The sequence below is a fragment of the Enterobacter wuhouensis genome (assembly GCF_035835995.1).
GTDB classification, from domain to species: domain Bacteria; phylum Pseudomonadota; class Gammaproteobacteria; order Enterobacterales; family Enterobacteriaceae; genus Enterobacter; species Enterobacter wuhouensis.
On record NZ_CP142124.1, the window covers coordinates 703,267 to 719,586 of the forward strand.

At 60.7% G+C, this 16,320-nt stretch carries 16 protein-coding genes; 2 read left to right on the forward strand and 14 right to left on the reverse strand.

The features are described 5' to 3' along the window. Positions 1-33: 33 nt before the first annotated feature. The 8 genes from hpaA to hpaG form a co-directional block, all read right to left on the reverse strand. Positions 34-939, reverse strand: a complete 906-nt coding sequence (hpaA, locus tag VPX56_RS03420) for a 4-hydroxyphenylacetate catabolism regulatory protein HpaA (protein ID WP_326469887.1) — start codon at positions 937-939, stop codon at positions 34-36. Beyond that, positions 911-2,257, reverse strand: a complete 1,347-nt coding sequence (gene hpaX / locus VPX56_RS03425) for a 4-hydroxyphenylacetate permease (RefSeq protein WP_326469889.1) — start codon at positions 2,255-2,257, stop codon at positions 911-913. The genes hpaA and hpaX overlap by 29 nt, the downstream gene beginning before the upstream one ends. A gap of 21 nt (positions 2,258-2,278) precedes the next feature. Then, entirely contained in the window at positions 2,279-3,076 is a 798-nt protein-coding gene (gene hpaI, locus VPX56_RS03430) for a 4-hydroxy-2-oxoheptanedioate aldolase (RefSeq protein ID WP_326469891.1), read from the reverse strand. 10 nt (positions 3,077-3,086) lie between these two features. After that, positions 3,087-3,890 carry a 2-oxo-hept-4-ene-1,7-dioate hydratase gene (gene hpaH / locus VPX56_RS03435; RefSeq protein ID WP_326469893.1) on the reverse strand — a complete coding sequence of 268 codons (804 nt, stop codon included), beginning with the start codon at positions 3,888-3,890 and terminating at the stop codon, positions 3,087-3,089. A gap of 107 nt (positions 3,891-3,997) precedes the next feature. Continuing rightward, on the reverse strand, positions 3,998-4,378 hold the full coding sequence (locus VPX56_RS03440) for a 5-carboxymethyl-2-hydroxymuconate Delta-isomerase (RefSeq protein ID WP_326469895.1): 381 nt from the start codon (positions 4,376-4,378) through the stop codon (positions 3,998-4,000). Between the two features lie 9 nt (positions 4,379-4,387). Then, the gene (gene hpaD / locus VPX56_RS03445) at positions 4,388-5,239 is read right to left on the reverse strand and encodes a 3,4-dihydroxyphenylacetate 2,3-dioxygenase (protein ID WP_326469896.1); all 852 of its coding nucleotides are present in this window, start codon (positions 5,237-5,239) and stop codon (positions 4,388-4,390) included. Positions 5,240-5,241: 2 nt separating this feature from the next. Then, a complete protein-coding gene (gene hpaE, locus VPX56_RS03450; RefSeq protein WP_326469898.1) occupies positions 5,242-6,708 on the reverse strand; it encodes a 5-carboxymethyl-2-hydroxymuconate semialdehyde dehydrogenase in 1,467 nt (488 codons plus the stop codon). Further along, positions 6,705-7,982, reverse strand: a complete 1,278-nt coding sequence (hpaG, locus tag VPX56_RS03455; RefSeq protein WP_326469900.1) for a 4-hydroxyphenylacetate degradation bifunctional isomerase/decarboxylase — start codon at positions 7,980-7,982, stop codon at positions 6,705-6,707. The genes hpaE and hpaG overlap by 4 nt, the downstream gene beginning before the upstream one ends. A gap of 270 nt (positions 7,983-8,252) precedes the next feature. Here hpaG and hpaR point away from each other — a divergent pair, with 270 nt between their 5' ends. Together hpaR and tsr are read left to right on the forward strand one after the other, a co-directional pair. After that, positions 8,253-8,693 carry a homoprotocatechuate degradation operon regulator HpaR gene (hpaR, locus tag VPX56_RS03460; RefSeq protein WP_263609953.1) on the forward strand — a complete coding sequence of 147 codons (441 nt, stop codon included), beginning with the start codon at positions 8,253-8,255 and terminating at the stop codon, positions 8,691-8,693. A gap of 84 nt (positions 8,694-8,777) precedes the next feature. Then, on the forward strand, positions 8,778-10,442 hold the full coding sequence (gene tsr / locus VPX56_RS03465; protein WP_131634068.1) for a methyl-accepting chemotaxis protein: 1,665 nt from the start codon (positions 8,778-8,780) through the stop codon (positions 10,440-10,442). A gap of 58 nt (positions 10,443-10,500) precedes the next feature. Here tsr and VPX56_RS03470 read toward each other — a convergent pair whose 3' ends face one another. The 6 genes from VPX56_RS03470 to VPX56_RS03495 all read right to left on the reverse strand — a co-directional run bounded on the left by VPX56_RS03470 (position 10,501) and on the right by VPX56_RS03495 (position 16,319). Continuing rightward, entirely contained in the window at positions 10,501-11,007 is a 507-nt protein-coding gene (locus VPX56_RS03470; RefSeq protein ID WP_263610087.1) for a GNAT family N-acetyltransferase, read from the reverse strand. 29 nt (positions 11,008-11,036) lie between these two features. After that, complete coding sequence (locus VPX56_RS03475; RefSeq protein ID WP_131634067.1) at positions 11,037-11,510, reverse strand: hypothetical protein; 474 nt, start codon at positions 11,508-11,510, stop codon at positions 11,037-11,039. Positions 11,511-11,513: 3 nt separating this feature from the next. Next, the gene (locus VPX56_RS03480; RefSeq protein ID WP_131634066.1) at positions 11,514-12,257 is read right to left on the reverse strand and encodes a winged helix-turn-helix domain-containing protein; all 744 of its coding nucleotides are present in this window, start codon (positions 12,255-12,257) and stop codon (positions 11,514-11,516) included. Between the two features lie 129 nt (positions 12,258-12,386). Continuing rightward, positions 12,387-13,340, reverse strand: a complete 954-nt coding sequence (locus tag VPX56_RS03485; protein WP_326469904.1) for a Csu type fimbrial protein — start codon at positions 13,338-13,340, stop codon at positions 12,387-12,389. Next, a complete protein-coding gene (locus VPX56_RS03490; RefSeq protein WP_326469906.1) occupies positions 13,331-15,562 on the reverse strand; it encodes a fimbria/pilus outer membrane usher protein in 2,232 nt (743 codons plus the stop codon). The genes VPX56_RS03485 and VPX56_RS03490 overlap by 10 nt, the downstream gene beginning before the upstream one ends. Continuing rightward, positions 15,543-16,319, reverse strand: coding sequence for a fimbrial biogenesis chaperone (locus VPX56_RS03495; RefSeq protein ID WP_326469908.1), 777 nt, complete (start codon positions 16,317-16,319; stop codon positions 15,543-15,545). Before VPX56_RS03495 ends, VPX56_RS03490 begins: the two co-directional genes overlap by 20 nt. Between the last annotated feature and the right edge of the window lies 1 nt (position 16,320).

Consider the following 16,320-nt stretch of genomic DNA (forward strand, 5'->3'; position numbering starts at 1 on the left):
CTCACCCTAACCCTCTCCCCTATGGGGAGAGGGTTAGGGTGAGGGGTAAGGTTTCACCGGTACTTTCTGCGCCCGATACGCGCTCGGCGAGCACCCCACTAAGCGGTTAAAAAACCGGGCAAAATAGGCCGGATCCTTAAACCCCAGCTGCCAGGCAATCTCGCTCACCGCGCTGTCGGAGAAGAGCAGCAGCCGCCTGGCTTCGCGAAGCTGGCGGTCGAAGATCAGCCGCTTCGGCGGGCGGTTGGCGAAGCGGCGGCAGATATCGGTCAGGCGGGATTCGGTCAGGTGCAGCTCGCTGGCGTATTCCGGCACCGTCCAGTGCTGGTGGTAGTGGGCATCTATCAGCTGGGTAAAGCGCTGGAACAGCTTCAGCTCGCCGCGCATGCCGCCGGAAGCGTGGTCGTCGAGCTTCGCGTTGCGCAGCAGCAGGGTAAAGACCGCCTGCGCCAGCAGGACCAGCGTGTGCTCGCGCCCCGGCAGCTGCTCCGTGGATTCCCGGGCAATCAGCTGCCAGTAGTGCTTCAGCGCCGCCAGCTCGTCCGGCCTGTCGGCCAGCGAGAGGCAGATCCCCGGCAGGCCAAACGCTTCCCGCGTACCGGGGTAGAGTACCTCGAGCAGCGGCCAGATCAGATCCTCGCGCACCGTCAGCACGTGTCCGTCGCTGTCGGATTCGGTAATAAACGCGTGCGGCACCGACGGCGGCGTGAGGACGAACAGCGGGGCCTGCACCGAGTAGCGGTGATCGTCGAGCTGGAGTTCAATCTGTCCGGTATCGAGAAAGTGCATCTGAAAATACTGGTCGTGACGATGCGCCTGCATGTCGCGGCCAAAAAAGGCCGCCATGCGGGCGAACGACTGGTAGTGCACATCGTCGGTACCCAGACTTTCGTCGTACTCCTTGCTGATATCAATGTTGGCGATGGGGCTCTGGCACATGATCGTTCCTCTGTTGATCCCGCTGCGTCATCGGAATGCGCGTCAGCACCAGCGCGCCGACCACCAGCAGCCCGGCCACAAACCACAGTCCGGAGCTAAAGCTGCCGGTCGCGTCGCGCAGGATCCCGATCAGCAATGGGCTGACGGCGGATCCGACGTTGCCGATGGCGTTGATCACCGCCAGCGCCACCGCGCGGGACTGCAGGCTAATCACCCGATCCGGCGTGGTCCAGAATATGGCCATGGCGGTAAAGGATCCGGTTGAGGCCATAATGATGCCAAGCAGCTGGATCAGGCTGTGATCGGTGGCCGAGGCCAGCATCCATCCCGCCGCGGCGAACAGGTACGGCAGGATGGTGTGCTTTTTTCGCTCTTTCAGCCTGTCGGAGCGGCGGCTCCACCAGATCATCCCAAGAATGGTGCAAAACTGCGGGATCGCCGCCAGCAGGCCGATGACGATATTGCTGCTTCCCGTGTTGAAGCTTTGCAGGATCTGCGGCGTCCAGATGTTGATGGCGCTGAGCGTGTTGGTCAGGCAGAAGTAGGCCAGCGTGTAGAGCAGCACCGCCGGGGTCAGCACTTCGCGCAGCGTCGAGCGCGGCGTGACGGATTGGGCAATGGCGACCTCCTGCTCGCGGGCGATCATCGTTTTCAGCGCCTGCTTTTCGTCGTCGTCCAGCCAGGTAGCCTGATCCGGCGTGTCGTTGAGGTAAAACCATGTCACCACGCCCAGCACCACCGACGGCAGCCCCTCCAGCAGGAACAGCCACTGCCAGCCCTTCAGGTTCCACAGCCCGTCCATCGCCAGAATGTACCCGGAGAGGATCGAGCCGAGCATCATGGTCACCGGCATGGCGATCATAAACAGCGCGTTGGCGCGGGCGCGGTGATAGGCCGGGAACCACCAGGTCAGATAGACCAGGATCCCCGGCAGGAAGCCGGCTTCGGCAATGCCGACCAGCATGCGCAGGACGTAGAGCGTGTGCGGGCTGGTGGCGAACATGGTGCAGGTGGAGGCGATGCCCCACACCACCATGATCCCGGCGATCCAGCGCCGCGCGCCGATCTTCGCCAGCATGATGTTGCTCGGGATCCCGCACAGCACGTAGGTGACGTAAAACAGCGTCGCGGCCAGGCCAAACATGGTCGACGTAAGGCCCAGATCTTTACCCATCGTCAGCCCGGCAAAGCCGATGTTGATGCGATCGAGAAACGAAAAGACAAACAGGATGAAGAGAAACACGATCAGGCGTCGGAACAGCTTGTTGATAACGCGATTTTCTACAGCTTTATTATCTTGCAGGGTAGAGGTCGTCATGGTGCGCTCCAGATCTTACGTTTAGTAGACGGATTTATTGTTATTCACTGACGTAGCCGGCTGTTCGATAAAGCGTGCCGCCAGCGCCTCCGCGCCGCGGGCGAGCAGGGTGGTGTCGACGCCGACGGCGACAAACAGCGCGCCAAGCTCAAGGTAGCGTTTTGCCAGCGGCTCGTTCGCCATTAGGATGCCGGGCGCTTTACCGGCGGCGCGTATCTGCGCGATCGCCTGCTCGATGGCGGCCTGCACCTCCGGGTGCTGCGGATTGCCGGCAAAGCCCATGTCGGCGCTCAGATCCGCCGGGCCGATAAACACGCCGTCGACGCCTTCCACGTCCAGGATCTGCGGCAGGTTTTTTAGCGCTTCGCGGGTTTCAATTTGCACCAGCACGCACATGGCGTCGTTGGCCTGTTGGAGGTAGTCCGGAATGCGGTTCCAGCGCGAGGCGCGCGCCAGGGCGCTGCCGACGCCGCGAATGCCCGCAGGCGGGTAGCGGGTGGAACGTACCGCCAGCCGCGCTTCGTCGGCGTTTTGCACCATCGGCACCAGCAGGGTTTGCGCCCCCACGTCCAGCAGCTGCTTAATCTGCACCGGATCGTTCCACGACGGGCGCACCACCGGCTGGCTGGGATAAGGCGCGATGGCCTGTAATTGGGTTAAGACGGTCTGCACGCTGTTCGGCGCGTGCTCGCCGTCGATCAGCAGCCAGTCGAATCCTGCTCCGGCCAGCAGCTCTGCGCTGTAGCTGCTGGTCAGCCCCAGCCATAAACCGATTTGCGGACGGCCCGCCTTCAGCGCCGCTTTGAATGCGTTTTGCATGGTGGTCTCCTTACACAAAGCGGCAGCTGATGGAGCCCATGCTGCCGTAGTCGACGTGGAAGGTGTCGCCTCTGCTGGCGGGCACCGGGCGGGTAAAGGAGCCGCCGAGAATGATCTGCCCCGGCTCAAGCTGCACGTCGTACGGCGCCAGCTTGTTCGCCAGCCACGCCACGCCGTTCGCCGGGTGGTTAAGCACGCCTGCGGCAACGCCGGTCTCTTCAATCACCCCATTGCGGTAGAGCAGGGCGGAGATCCAGCGCAGATCCAGCGCGTCGGGCTTAATCGGACGACCGCCGAGGATCACCCCCGCGTTGGCGGCGTTATCGGAGATGGTGTCGAACACCTTGCGCGGGCGCTGGGTTTCCGGGTCAACGTTGTGGCAGCGGGCGTCGATCAGCTCCAGCGCGGGGATGACGTAATCCGTGGCGTTGTAGACGTCGAAGATGGTGCAGTTCGGGCCGCGCAGCGGCTTCGCCAGCACGAAGGCCAGCTCCACTTCGATGCGCGGAACGATAAAGCGATCGACGGGGATGTCGCTGCCGTCGTGGAAGAACATGTCGTCCAGCAGCGCGCCGTAGTCCGGCTCGCTTATCTGGGAGCTGGCCTGCATCGCTTTGGAGGTGAGGCCGATCTTGTGGCCCTTCAGCACGCGGCCTTCGGCGATCTTCAGGCTCACCCATTCGCGCTGGACGGCGTAGGCGTCTTCAATGGTGATCTCCGGGTACTCCAGCGAGATCGCGCGGATCTGCTCCCGGGATTGTTCCGCCTGATGCAGACGATGGGCGATCAGGGTATGGGTACGTTTGTCGAGCATGGCGATATCCTTTGTGCGGCTGTTGCCGGGTGGCGCTGCGCTTACCCGGCCTACGTTCGGAGCCGTTGTAGGCCCGGTAAGCGCAGCGCCACCGGGCGAGCAAACGGCTACTTAAACAATGTGTGCACGTTGTTTTGTTTGTAATTGAGCGTCGGGTGCAGCTCGTCGAGCTCGAACGACAGCGCCAGATAGCGGGCGGCCATCAGCTCCGCAAAGTGAGTTTTGATCAGCGCAAACAGCATCTCCCCCACGGCTTCCCGGCTCTCCAGGCTGCGCCCGGAACCAATCTTCAGCGTCATATGCACAAAGGCGTAATCGTGCCTGCCGTCGGCCATCTGCCAGGTGTCCAGCCAGTGGGCGCGGCTGCGGATACCGCCGATGGGGAAGATGCCCGTGGCGGCGAGCGCTTCGTTGACTTTGGCGAACAGCCCCGGCAGGTCGGCCTGCTCGCGGATGTTGTCGGTACATTCAGCAATAAAGTGCGGCACGGTGGCTCCTTACGCGGGCAGCGGGAAAACGGCGTTAACCTGGCCGGTGCCGGAGCTGGCGAACAGCTCGGTGAGAAACTCCACCTTGCCGTCGTACTGGTCCCAGCCGAGCATCCCCAGCAGCATCACCGTGTCGTGCATGTTGCCCTCACCGTAGCAGTAGTCGGCGTACTCCGGCAGCATGCTGCAAAACTCTTTGAACTGGCCCTCGCGCCACAGCTTCACCACGCGCTCGTCCATCTGACGGTCGAACTCGCGGGTGTAGCTGTTCATCCCTTTCTCCGCGCGCTGGTCGTCGATAAAGCGGTGCGACAGCGAACCGCTGGCGAGCACCGCCACGGTGCCGTCGTATTTTTCGATCGCGCTGACGATGGCCTCGCCCAGCCTGCGGCTGTCGGCAAAGTCGTGAACCGTGCAGAACGCCGAGATGGAGATCACCTTGAAGTGCTTATCCGCGTTCATGTAGCGCATCGGCACCAGCGTGCCGTACTCCAGCTTGAGGCTCGGGATGTTGTGCGCTTTGGCGCGCACGCCCAGCTTCACCGCTTCGTCGGCGATCAGCTGGCCGAGTTCCGGGTTGCCGTCGTAGTCGTAGGTCATGTCGCGGATAAAGTGCGGCAGCTCGTTGCTGGTGTAGACGCCCGCAAAATGGTCCGCACAGTTGATGTGGTACGCGCTGTTCACCAGCCAGTGGGTGTCGAACACGATGATGGTGTCCACGCCCAGCTCGCGGCAGCGCTTGCTGATCTCTTTATGCCCGTCGATGGCCGACTGGCGGCAGCCGTGGTTTTTCCCCGGCAGCTCGGAGAGGTACATCGACGGAACGTGCGTGATTTTTGCCGCTAACGCTAATTTACCCATGATCAGACTCCCCACTTTGGAATAGGATGGTCGCCCATGGAGATGCAGACGTTCTTCATCTCCGCGAACACTTCGAAGCTGTACTCGCCGCCCTCGCGGCCGGTGCCGGAGGCCTTCACGCCGCCAAACGGCTGGCGCAGGTCGCGCACGTTCTGGGTGTTGACGAACACCATGCCCGCCTCGATGCTGCGCGCCAGGCGCAGCACCTTGCTGACGTCCTGGGTCCAGATATAGGACGCCAGGCCGTACTCGACGTCGTTGGCCAGGCGCAGGCCTTCCGCTTCGTCCTTAAACGGCAGCAGGCAGGCCACCGGCCCGAAGATCTCCTCCTGCGCCACGCGCATGCGGTTGTCGACGTCCGCCAGCACGGTTGGTCGCAGGAAGTTACCGCCCTTCAGGTGCGCAGGCAGATCGGTCGGTTTGTCCGGGCCGCCCGCCAGCAGGGTTGCACCCTCTTCAAGGCCGAGGCGGATGTAGCCGGAAACCTTCTCCCAGTGCTGTTGGCTGATCAGCGCGCCAATCTGGGTGTTCGGATCGGTCGGGTCGCCCACGCGCAGGCGGTTGGCGCGCTCGGCAAAGCGCTTGACGAATTCCGGGTAGATGCTCTGCTGGATAAAGATGCGCGAGCCCGCGGTGCAGCGCTCGCCGTTGATGGAGAAGATGGTGAACAGGGCGGCGTCCAGCGCGCGCTCGATGTCGGCATCTTCAAAAATCAGCACCGGGGATTTGCCGCCCAGCTCCATGGAGTACTTCTTCAGCCCGGCGTTTTTCATGATGTTGCGCCCGGTGGCGGTGCCGCCGGTGAAGGAGACGGCGCGCACGTCGTGATGGCGCACCAGCGCGTCGCCCGCCGTCGCGCCGTAGCCCTGCACCACGTTCAGCACGCCCGCCGGAATGCCCGCCTCCAGCGCCAGCTCGCCCAGGCGGTCGGCGGTCAGCGGGGAGAGTTCAGACATCTTCAGCACCGCGGTGTTGCCGAGCGCCAGGCACGGCGCGACCTTCCAGGTGGCGGTCATGAACGGCACGTTCCACGGCGACACCAGCGCGCAGACGCCCACCGGCTGCACCAGGGTGTAGTTGAGCATCTTGTCGTCGACCGGGTAGGTTTTGCCGTTCATCTGCTGGCACACCTCGGCGAAGAACTCGAAGTTGTGCGAGGCGCGCGGAATGAGCACGTTTTTGGTCTGGTGGATCGGCAGGCCGGTATCGGCGGTTTCCATGGCCGCAATTTCCGGCACGTTCTGGTCGATCAGATCGCCCAGACGACGCATCAGGCGCGCGCGCTCCTTCATCGGCAGGTTGGCCCATTTCGGGAACGCCTCTTTGGCGGCGGCGACGGCCTGGTGAATTTCAGCTTCACCGCCGGAGGCGACTTCCGCTAATACCTCGCCGGAGGCCGGGTTGGTGGTGTGGAAGTACTCGCTTCCGGCGACGTTTTTACCGTTGATCCAGTGGTTAATCTTTTTCATTTTGCAGTCTCCTCGCTGACAATTCGGTTCACCAGGCGTCCCACGCCCTCCACTTCCACCACCACCTCATCGCCCGGCACCACGTCGGACAGCCCCTTCGGCGTGCCGGTGGCAATCATGTCGCCCGGCTGCAGGGTCATAAAATCGCTCAGGTACGCAATCAGGTACGGGATGCTGAAGATCAGATCCGCCGTGGTGCCTTCCTGGCGCAGCTCGCCGTTGACGAAGGTGCGAAGGCGAAGGTTGTGCGGGTCGGGAATAGCTTCTTTCGGCACGACGTTCGGGCTGATGGGCGTTAATCCGTCGCGGCTTTTGACCCGCAGATTCGGGCGGTAGTAGTTTTCCAGGTAGTCGCGGATGGCGTAGTCGTTGCACACCGTATAGCCCGCAACATAGTCCATCGCCTCGGCTTCGCTGACCTTACGCGCGGTTTTGCCGATGACCACCACCAGCTCCGCTTCGTAATGCATGTATTCGATATTGTTCGGGCGCACCGACGTCTGGCCGTCGCCGTTGAAGGTGTTCGGCGCTTTGATAAATACCAGCGGCTCGGTGGGCGGCTTGAAGTCCAGCTCGCTGGCGTGATCGGCATAGTTCAGGCCGAGGGCAAACAGCGTGGCGTGCGGCGGCGTGCCGTGCGCAACAGTGACGTCGCGCTCGTCCACCACCGGGTTTTCCAGCGGCGGGAAGCCTGCCGCCAGAATACGCACGCGATCGCCCGGGCGGATCTCGACGCGGCTGTGCGGCGTGCCGAGCAATATCGCATCGCCGGGATTGAGGGTGGCGAACTCGCTCAGGGCGCTCAGCAGTTCGGCGGCGCTGCGCTGAAGATCGGCCGTGTTCCAGTGGTCCGCTTCGCGGCCGTTGATCTCGGTGATGATGGTCAGGTTAGCCACGCTATCAACGGCGACCCGTTCGCCGAGGGGGCAAAATCCGTCCCGGCATTTGGCCTTGATGGCCGGGCGGTAGAAGCTCTCTTCCGGCAGGCTCACCTCGTTGGCCAGCGCATATCCGGCGATGTAGTCCGCCGCATTTTCTGCGCTGACTTTGCTGGCTTTTTTGCCGACGACCAGCGCTACCGTCGCACCGCTCAGCACCGTTTCCCCCTGCGGGAAGGGGATCGGCTCGCCCGTGCGGATCACCGTGTTATGCGGCTTGATAAACCACACGGCTGTTTTCGGCGGCGTGTTGTAGGGGGCTTTTTCAAACGCCTCGGCCCAGGCTTCTCGCTGGCTCTGGTGGTTTAGCGCCACCGCAAAAACGGTACCTTTCATTCACATACTCCTCAGGTCAACGGCCCGATATTGATTTCATTAATATGTTAATGATCTGGTTTTATGCTTTTACTGTTCGTTTCGCAATCAGAAGTGAAAAATTTGTGATATGAATAACAATAAATTTACATTATGTTATTAATAACGTTATAAAACAGCGTGTTAAAAATATTGAGTGGTTTCTGTTAGACTTTTTGGTGGAAAACGTGTTGTTTATAAAAGCATCTTTTATTGATTGTTTACTTGTTAATGATGTGAAGGGGAGAGGCTATGCATGACTCATTAACCATTGCGCTGCTGCAGGCGCGGGAAGCGGCGATGTCGTACTTCCGACCTATCGTGAAGCGCCATAACCTCACCGAGCAGCAGTGGCGCATCGTGCGCGTGCTGGCCGAAAATCCGTCGATGGATTTTCACGATCTGGCGTTCCGGACCTGTATTTTGCGCCCGAGCCTGACCGGTATTCTCACGCGCATGGAGCGCGATGGCCTGGTGCTGCGCTTAAAGCCGGTCAACGACCAGCGCAAGCTGTACGTGTCGCTGACCAAAGAGGGTAATACGTTGTATGAGCATGCCCAGGCGCAGGTGGAAGAGGCCTATCAGCAAATCGAGGCAGAGTACACGCCGGAGAAGATGAAGCAGCTGACGGCGCTGCTGCAAGAGTTTATTGAACTCGGAAACCGGCATAACGCAGCGCGGGAAGAAGAGTAAAAACCACAAATTCCAGGATGATTTTCGTAAAGTTTTCCCTTTCCAGGCCGAAAATTCTTTATCTGTCTGAAGGAAAGAGAAAACATGTTAAACCGTATCAAGATTGTCACCAGCTTATTGCTGGTTTTAGCTATTTTTGGCCTTTTACAACTCACATCCGGTGGTCTTTTCTTTAATGCGCTCAAGCATGACAAAGAGAATTTCACCGTCCTGCAAACCATTCGCCAGCAACAATCTACGCTCAACGGCAGCTGGGTCGCGCTGCTGCAAACCCGTAACACCCTGAACCGCGCGGGCATCCGCTACATGATGGATCAGAGCAACATTGGCAGCGGCGCGACCGTTTCCGATCTGATGCAGATTGCGTCTGCCTCCCTGAAGCAGGCGGAAAAAAACTGGGCGGATTACGAAGCCCTGCCGCGCGACCCGCGCCAAAGCGATGCCGCCGCGATGGAGATCAAGCGTAACTACGATATCTACCACGGCGCGCTGGCGGAGCTGATCCAGCTGCTGGGCGCAGGTAAAATCAACGCCTTCTTCGACCAGCCGACCCAGAGCTATCAGGACGGCTTTGAGAAGCAGTACGTGAGCTACCTGCAGCAGAACGACAAGCTGTACGAAACGGCGGTTAAAGACAGCAACAGCTCGTACACTCAGGCTATCTGGGTGCTGATTAGCGTGCTGATTGCCGTGCTGGTGGTGATCGTCGCCGTCTGGCTGGGCATTAAGCAGGCGCTGATTTCGCCGCTGAACCGCCTGATTGACAGCATTCGTCATATCGCCAGCGGCGATCTGGTGAAGCGCATCGACGTGGAAGGTTCTAACGAGATGGGCGAGCTGGCGGATTCTCTGCGCCATATGCAGGGCGAGCTGGTGCGTACCGTCGGCGACGTGCGTAACGGCGCGAACGCAATCTACAGCGGCGCGAGCGAAATCTCGATGGGCAACAACGACCTCTCTTCCCGTACCGAGCAGCAGGCCGCTTCTCTGGAAGAGACGGCTGCCAGCATGGAACAGCTGACCGCAACCGTTAAGCAGAACGCCGAGAACGCCCGTCAGGCGAGCAACCTGGCGCTGAGCGCGTCTGAAACCGCGCAGAAGGGCGGCAAGGTGGTGGATAACGTGGTGCAGACCATGCGCGACATCGCCGGCAGTTCGCAGAAAATTGCTGACATTATCAGCGTAATCGACGGCATTGCCTTCCAGACCAACATTCTGGCACTGAACGCGGCGGTCGAAGCGGCGCGTGCGGGCGAGCAGGGTCGTGGCTTTGCCGTTGTGGCAGGCGAAGTCCGTAACCTGGCGCAGCGCAGCGCCCAGGCGGCACGCGAGATTAAGAGCCTGATTGAAGACTCCGTGGGGCGCGTGGAAATCGGGTCGACGCTGGTTGAGAGCGCCGGTGAAACCATGGGGGAAATCGTGAATGCGGTGACCCGCGTGACCGATATTATGGGTGAAATCGCCTCTGCGTCTGACGAGCAGAGCCGCGGTATCGACCAGGTGGGTCTGGCGGTGGCCGAGATGGATCGCGTGACCCAGCAGAACGCCTCGCTGGTGGAGGAGTCTGCGGCGGCGGCGGCGGCGCTGGAAGAGCAGGCGAGCCGTCTGACCCAGGCGGTTGCGGTGTTCCGCATTCAGCAGGAGCAGATGAAAGCGCGCGAGTTCGCCTCGGCGAAGACCGTTGTTAGCCCGGTGATGTCGCGGAAAGCGGCAGCCACCGACGCGGGCGAGAACTGGGAAACCTTCTAATCCTGCGCGCTGTGCCGGGTGGCGGCTACGCCTTACCCGGCCTACGTTATTATGGATATTACAGAGGCAGCCGCATGGCGCAGCGGGAGTCATACGCTAAACCGTGCGCGGCCTCTTCCTCTCTTTTCTGGCGCAGTTCAGGCGTTAGCGCCGTCACCTCTTCAAACCCAAGTCGCGCATAAAACGGCGCATTCCACGGCACGTCACGGAACGTCGTCAACGTGAGCGAGCGGAGTCCTCTCATGCGGGCATGCTCGGCCGCGCGGGCGATGAGCTGGCGTCCTATGCCGTTGCCCTGCCAGTCCAGATGCACCGACAGTTCAACGATAAACAGCGATGATGGATGAACCTCTGCGAGGATAAATCCCACCGGCTGTCCGTCCGCGAACGCAGTCCAGCTGAGCCCCGTATCGACGTAGCCGAGATGACGTTCAGTCGACATGGTTTCACCGTCGGCCAGCCAGGCCAGCGCGCGATCGTCACGAAAGCGCTGGCCTGCCGCGCGTTCGATAGCCGGCAACATGCCAACGTCATGCCCTGCAGTAGGGTGGATAAGGATTTTCATGGCGGGAAGTATAGCGCGACTCGCCACGATTATTCCGAGCAGATCAGCAGCGGTGAGTAGAAGTTGCCGAGCACCATCGCCTCTTCCGGCGTGCGTTCAACGGTGAGCAGCCGTTTTTGTCCGAGCGTTAATCCTGCGACGTACTTTTCAAATACGCCTTTAGGCAATGCATCATGGCTGAACCGCTCGATCCCGGTAATGGTGATTTCATAAAGCGTGTCGTGCATGTGCCGCCAGCGAAAGGTTTCCTGACGGGAAACATCCCAGTCCCGTTGGGCGTTAAGGACATTGCCGTTGAGCGTTAAATAACCGCTGCCGTCGGGGTGAAAGCGCATCACGATTTCCCCCTCGAAGTTGAAGTTATTGTCATCACGCCGATCGGCGAAGGTCAGGCTACCCTCGCAGGTGACGGATAGGGGGGCCGTATAGCGAGACCACAGCACCGCGAGGACAATCACTATCAGGTTGAAGGCGACAATCAGCCCCATTTTTTTACGCGTCATGAATCACCATTCGTAGTAGTAAAGCGTGCGGCAGGTGCTGGCTTTGTTCTCTTTCGTCAGGGAACACTGGGAAAGAACCAGCCGCCCTTCGTGGCCGTAGAACAGCGTGTTCTGTATATGGAGGTAAAAAATTGAGTTTTTCAGGCAGGGCAGATTGCCATCGCGCTGGATTGCCTGCGCCAGCGCAATGGCCTTGCTGTGGAACACGTCCGCCAGCGGGGAAAAGGTATAGACCGGGCATTCGCCGATGTGGGTGAGCAGGTGCATTTCCGCATGCTGCTGATGTTGCTTTATCACCAACATCCAGACGCACAGCGCCACCACCAGGACGGTGAATCCGCCGCAAAACAGCAGCGCTGATTGATAGCGCCGGGGTGTTTTGCCCGATGCCTCGCGTTCCTGCCGATCGGGCTGAGGCTGCACCGTTATATCGGCACTCAGCATAAACCCCATTTTGGGCACGGTGACGATAAACGGCGTCTCCGGCACCAGGCCTGCCAGTATTTTACGCAGGATGCTGATGTACTGATTGAGCGAGTTATTGGAACCCTGCAGGCCACGCTCATCCCATACTTCGCGCAGGAAGGCTTCACGTTCAACGACGTTACCATGCCGTTTCACCAGCAGTTTCATAATGCTGTTGGCGGTGGTCGTGAGCACCTGGGGCTCAACGTCAGGCGCATCGACAAGTGAAATCGAACCGTCTTCGTCGTTGTAGACAAGGGCTTCAGCAAGCAGGAATTTCATAGCGTGTTTAAGGCAGACAGAGAAAATGAAATACAAACGGCGGGGGGATACCGCGCCGTTTATGAGGTAAGAATGTTATTTTATCCGCATTGTTACCGATAACATTGATCCAGTTTGGCTTTTGAACGATTAATAAGTGAGCGTAACAATCACGTCGTCAATGAATTCCCCTGTCCCGGTCAGGGGCTGGGCAGGCACCTCTCCATAAATGGTATAGCTTTGCGTTCCGCCGTCGGTGTTTGAAACATTGAGGGCGTCGCCGCTGCTGCGATCGCCCCAGCGTCTTGTCGCAGCGGCATCCTGCCAAAGCCCATAGCGCAGACATTGTCCTTCGCTATTGCAGACCTGCCGCTGGGTGCCGCTGGCATGCGTTCCGCTGCTCATCCCGAGCGCAAAGGCGGTGCCGGCAGGGCAGCGTGCGGATAATGTCGCCGTGGATCGCGTGGCGCTGCGCGTGCTGGTGCTGCTGAGCGTCCCGAAGTTGAGCGGGGTCACGCGTTGAATAAAGCAGCCGTCGTTCAGCGTGGCTTCGGCTCGGCTGGCGCCCTGGGTCTGTTCGCCATCGGCCGAGCCGTCCGAGCAGCTTTGCAGCGCCTCCTGAGAGGCTGCGCTCCGCCAGGAGATGCGTAAGTCCATGTTGTATTTGAAATAGCTGCGGGCAGGCAGCTGGCTTTGTCCGGCGGGAATGGTGGCGAGCAGCGGAAAGCTCCCGCTCACGGTGGCGTTGCTGGCGGCCACGAGCGTTTGCTGCATCAGGTTGCCGCTGGCGGGGGCATTCAGCTCCTGGGCGTGCTCAAAGGCGTTGAAGATGCGAAAAAGCAGAGCGTATTGTTTGCCCTCCTCATCGCCCGTCGACATCATTTTGAACGGTGAGCTTTCAACGCTGCTCAGGCATACGTTGATGTATTGCGTGGTCCCGTAATCCGCCTGGCAGCTAAATTTTACTTTGGTATTGGTGGTCGCCGCTTCGCCGGCCGTCAGCGTGCCGAAATTGATGCTGGCACCTGACGTCATCCAGCAGCTGAGCGCCAGCGCGTTAAGCGGCTGCAGGATGCCAATCCATAACAGTATTCTTAATGACACATCCGTTCTCCGATATTGACGGTGGCGGCGTCTGAAGGGCGTGACGGAAGGCTCACGCGGCACTCGCCTGCGGAAGTTCTCACGACCAGTTCGCCGGGCAGAGGCGGATCTTCCAGCCAGATAAAGCCGTCGCGGCCGACGATCGTGGTGCCGCCTGAGGTGGACACCTGACTCCCCATTTCGACCGGTTGGTGTTGCTCATCGACCAGCCTTGCCTGGACCGCGACCGCACGGTGCACGTCGAAATCGACCTTCACGGCGGTTGCTGTTCCCGGCCTGGCGTAGATGTCGGTAACGGGCGTCATGACATCTGCCGGGAGCGCCAGAGGATCGATGGTGACCTTATTGTTGTGATAGCGAGGCAGATCGGTCAGTAGCAGATAACCGTCTTCGTCGGTTTCCCCCGCCGGGCGATTTTCGAGCAGCACCGGGATATGCCCCGTGCCGCGGGTGGAAACCAGCGCCAGACCCTGCTCGCTGTAGCGCAGGGCGTGGACGGTGTGGTCCAGCAGCGTCAGGCTGCCTTCTCCGGACGCGTACTGGCTGTTCAGGTTTCTTCCGCGCTCCAGCCCCACGTGCCATTCGCCGTAGCGGCTCAGGTGGCCGACGTCGGCATATTTTCCATCATCGTTGCCGGCGCGTTTCCCCATTTGCCAGGACCAGCCGCCGGTCTGGTCGTCCGGTTGATGACGATAGTCCAGCCGCTGCGTGTCCTGACTTGCCTGCACCGAGACGGTATCCCGGTGGCCAAAGGGAACAGAGAACATCAGCTGTACGCTGTGCGAGGAGTCGGATAGCGAACGGGTATAGCTCAGCGTGGCGGAGAGCTGTGCCGGCAGCGTTGCGGACCAGGAGGCATTGAGGTAGCGCTGCCTGCTGCCCTGAATATTTTGTTGCACCCAGCCTGCGCCCAGCGAGCCAAAATGGCTAAACGAGTGGCTCACCCACAGGGAATCGCTGCGGCGGGCGGGCAGGGTGCCGCTCATGCGGGCGTTATCGGCAAAGGCGGCGTCCGTGCGCACCGTGCTGGCAGAAAGGCCGGTGCCGCCGCCGTTCCACTGCCAGCCCAGCCCCCATTTCACGCCGCTGCCGTACGGGCTGTCGCTGAACGCAAGGTGCTGGCTGACAACCCCCAGTTGAGGCGAGATCAGCCAATCCACGCCCATGCCTCCGTTATGCATTTTTCGCTGCTGCTCCGCGTGCAGCGCCAGCGTTAAGCGATTGTTTACGCCGTATCGCCAGCCTGCATCGGCCATCGGCGATGCGGCGTAATCCTCCGAGCGAACGGCATAGTTTTGCCGCATCCAGCCGATATCCAGCGAGCCGCTGCTCAGACCTTCCGCCAGCATGTCCGGAGCCCCGTACAGATCGAGCTGTACGGTGCGGCGCTGTCCATTGATGTCCGTGATAACCACCTGCGCCTGTCCGCTGCCGGTAAAGGTGGGCAGGGTATCGAGCCGGTATTCGCCTGGCGTGACGCGCTGGCTGCTCTGCTTTAAGCCGTCAATATAGAGATCGACCGTTGAGGGGAGAACCGCGCTGTCGCTGTACTGCGTGCGGGGGGCGGTGTTGAGCTGCGGGTTGAGCTGAAAATTACGTGCAAGATGAAGCCCGCCGAAGCGCACCTGGCGGCTCCAGCCTGTGCCGGTGGTCACGCTGTCGCCCAGCGCCAGGCTCATGAGTGATGACGGATAATCCCACTCCCAGCGCGTTTCAAGACGCGTGTGGCTTGATTGCTCTGAGCCGATCTCGTTCCCTGCGCGGCTGGAAAAACTGCTGCTCAGGATGCCCGGCAGCGCGCCGGATGCGGTAAGCGTGGTGAACGCGCTGGCCTGCTTCTGGCCGGGGCTATCGCGGGCATAAAGAGAGTACGCAAGGCTTACGGCGCCAATCGCCTTCGCCTGAGGATAGCGGTGCTGCTGCACCGGCGCTTCACTGACCAGATGCTGCTGGCCGTCGAGCGCCCTTACGGTAGCGGTGATAACAACCTGCTGGGCGAGCGTATCAAGGCTGACCTGCAGCCCCGGCTGGGCAGAGAGATTCACCCATTCACTGCGTCCTTTCGCGGTACGCAGCCCCAGCGTTTTCGCATCGCGGCGTGTCACCCACAGGGCATCACCCTCCACGCGACAGGCCCACAGCCCGTCGCGCGGTGAGTGATTGACGGTAATGGCCAGCCACTGCGTGGAGGCTTCGGCAGGCTCAGCGCGGGCCGTTAGCATGAGCGGCATCCAGAGCAGAACGGCGAGCAGTGGCAGGATGCAGGGAAATCTGGCTGGCATGACGGTTTTCATTGAGATAAACGCGCAGCGAGCTGAGCGTACGGCGCGCGTGCTGCCCGAGCGGGAGGAGATATTTCTGTCCCGGCAGTACATATCCCGCCAGTCCTTTCACGGTTTCTGCAACCTGCCCATCGGCGGTCAGAGCCTGTACGTTACTGAGACGAACATGCTGTTCTCCCGCGTTGTAACACTGAATTGCCCCAGGCGTTGTCAGCTGTTCGCAGTTCAGATCGCCGTCGCTGCTGGCGTCACGCTGCGTGCCGGCAATAAACACCGGGATGGAGTAGCGCAGGAGGAAATGCACCGCGTTACGCTCGCGGGTTTGCGCGTTATGGGAGGGCAGCTCATCAATGACCAGGCGGTAGCTTTGCTCCTGCTGACGCGCGCCGGGCTGCAGAACAATAATGCGGATCAGCTGCTGCTGGCCTGGGGCAAGCGCCGTCATTGCCGGGCTGCTGACGATCTCATCTGTCGGCGTCAGAACATCTTTACCGTTGGCCTGCGTCCAGTCATAGACGCGGATCTGCGCGTGGATGGGGGTATCGCCACTGTTAGTGAGATAGAGCGCCGTGGCCCGCTGATTGCTCTCCAGATCCAGAGTGACGGGGGCAACCTGCAGCGTAGCCCCCAGGGTATAGCGCGAGAGCAGCAGCAAGGCCAACAGCCAAAGAAGGGGAAGAAGATAAGGCCGACGCATG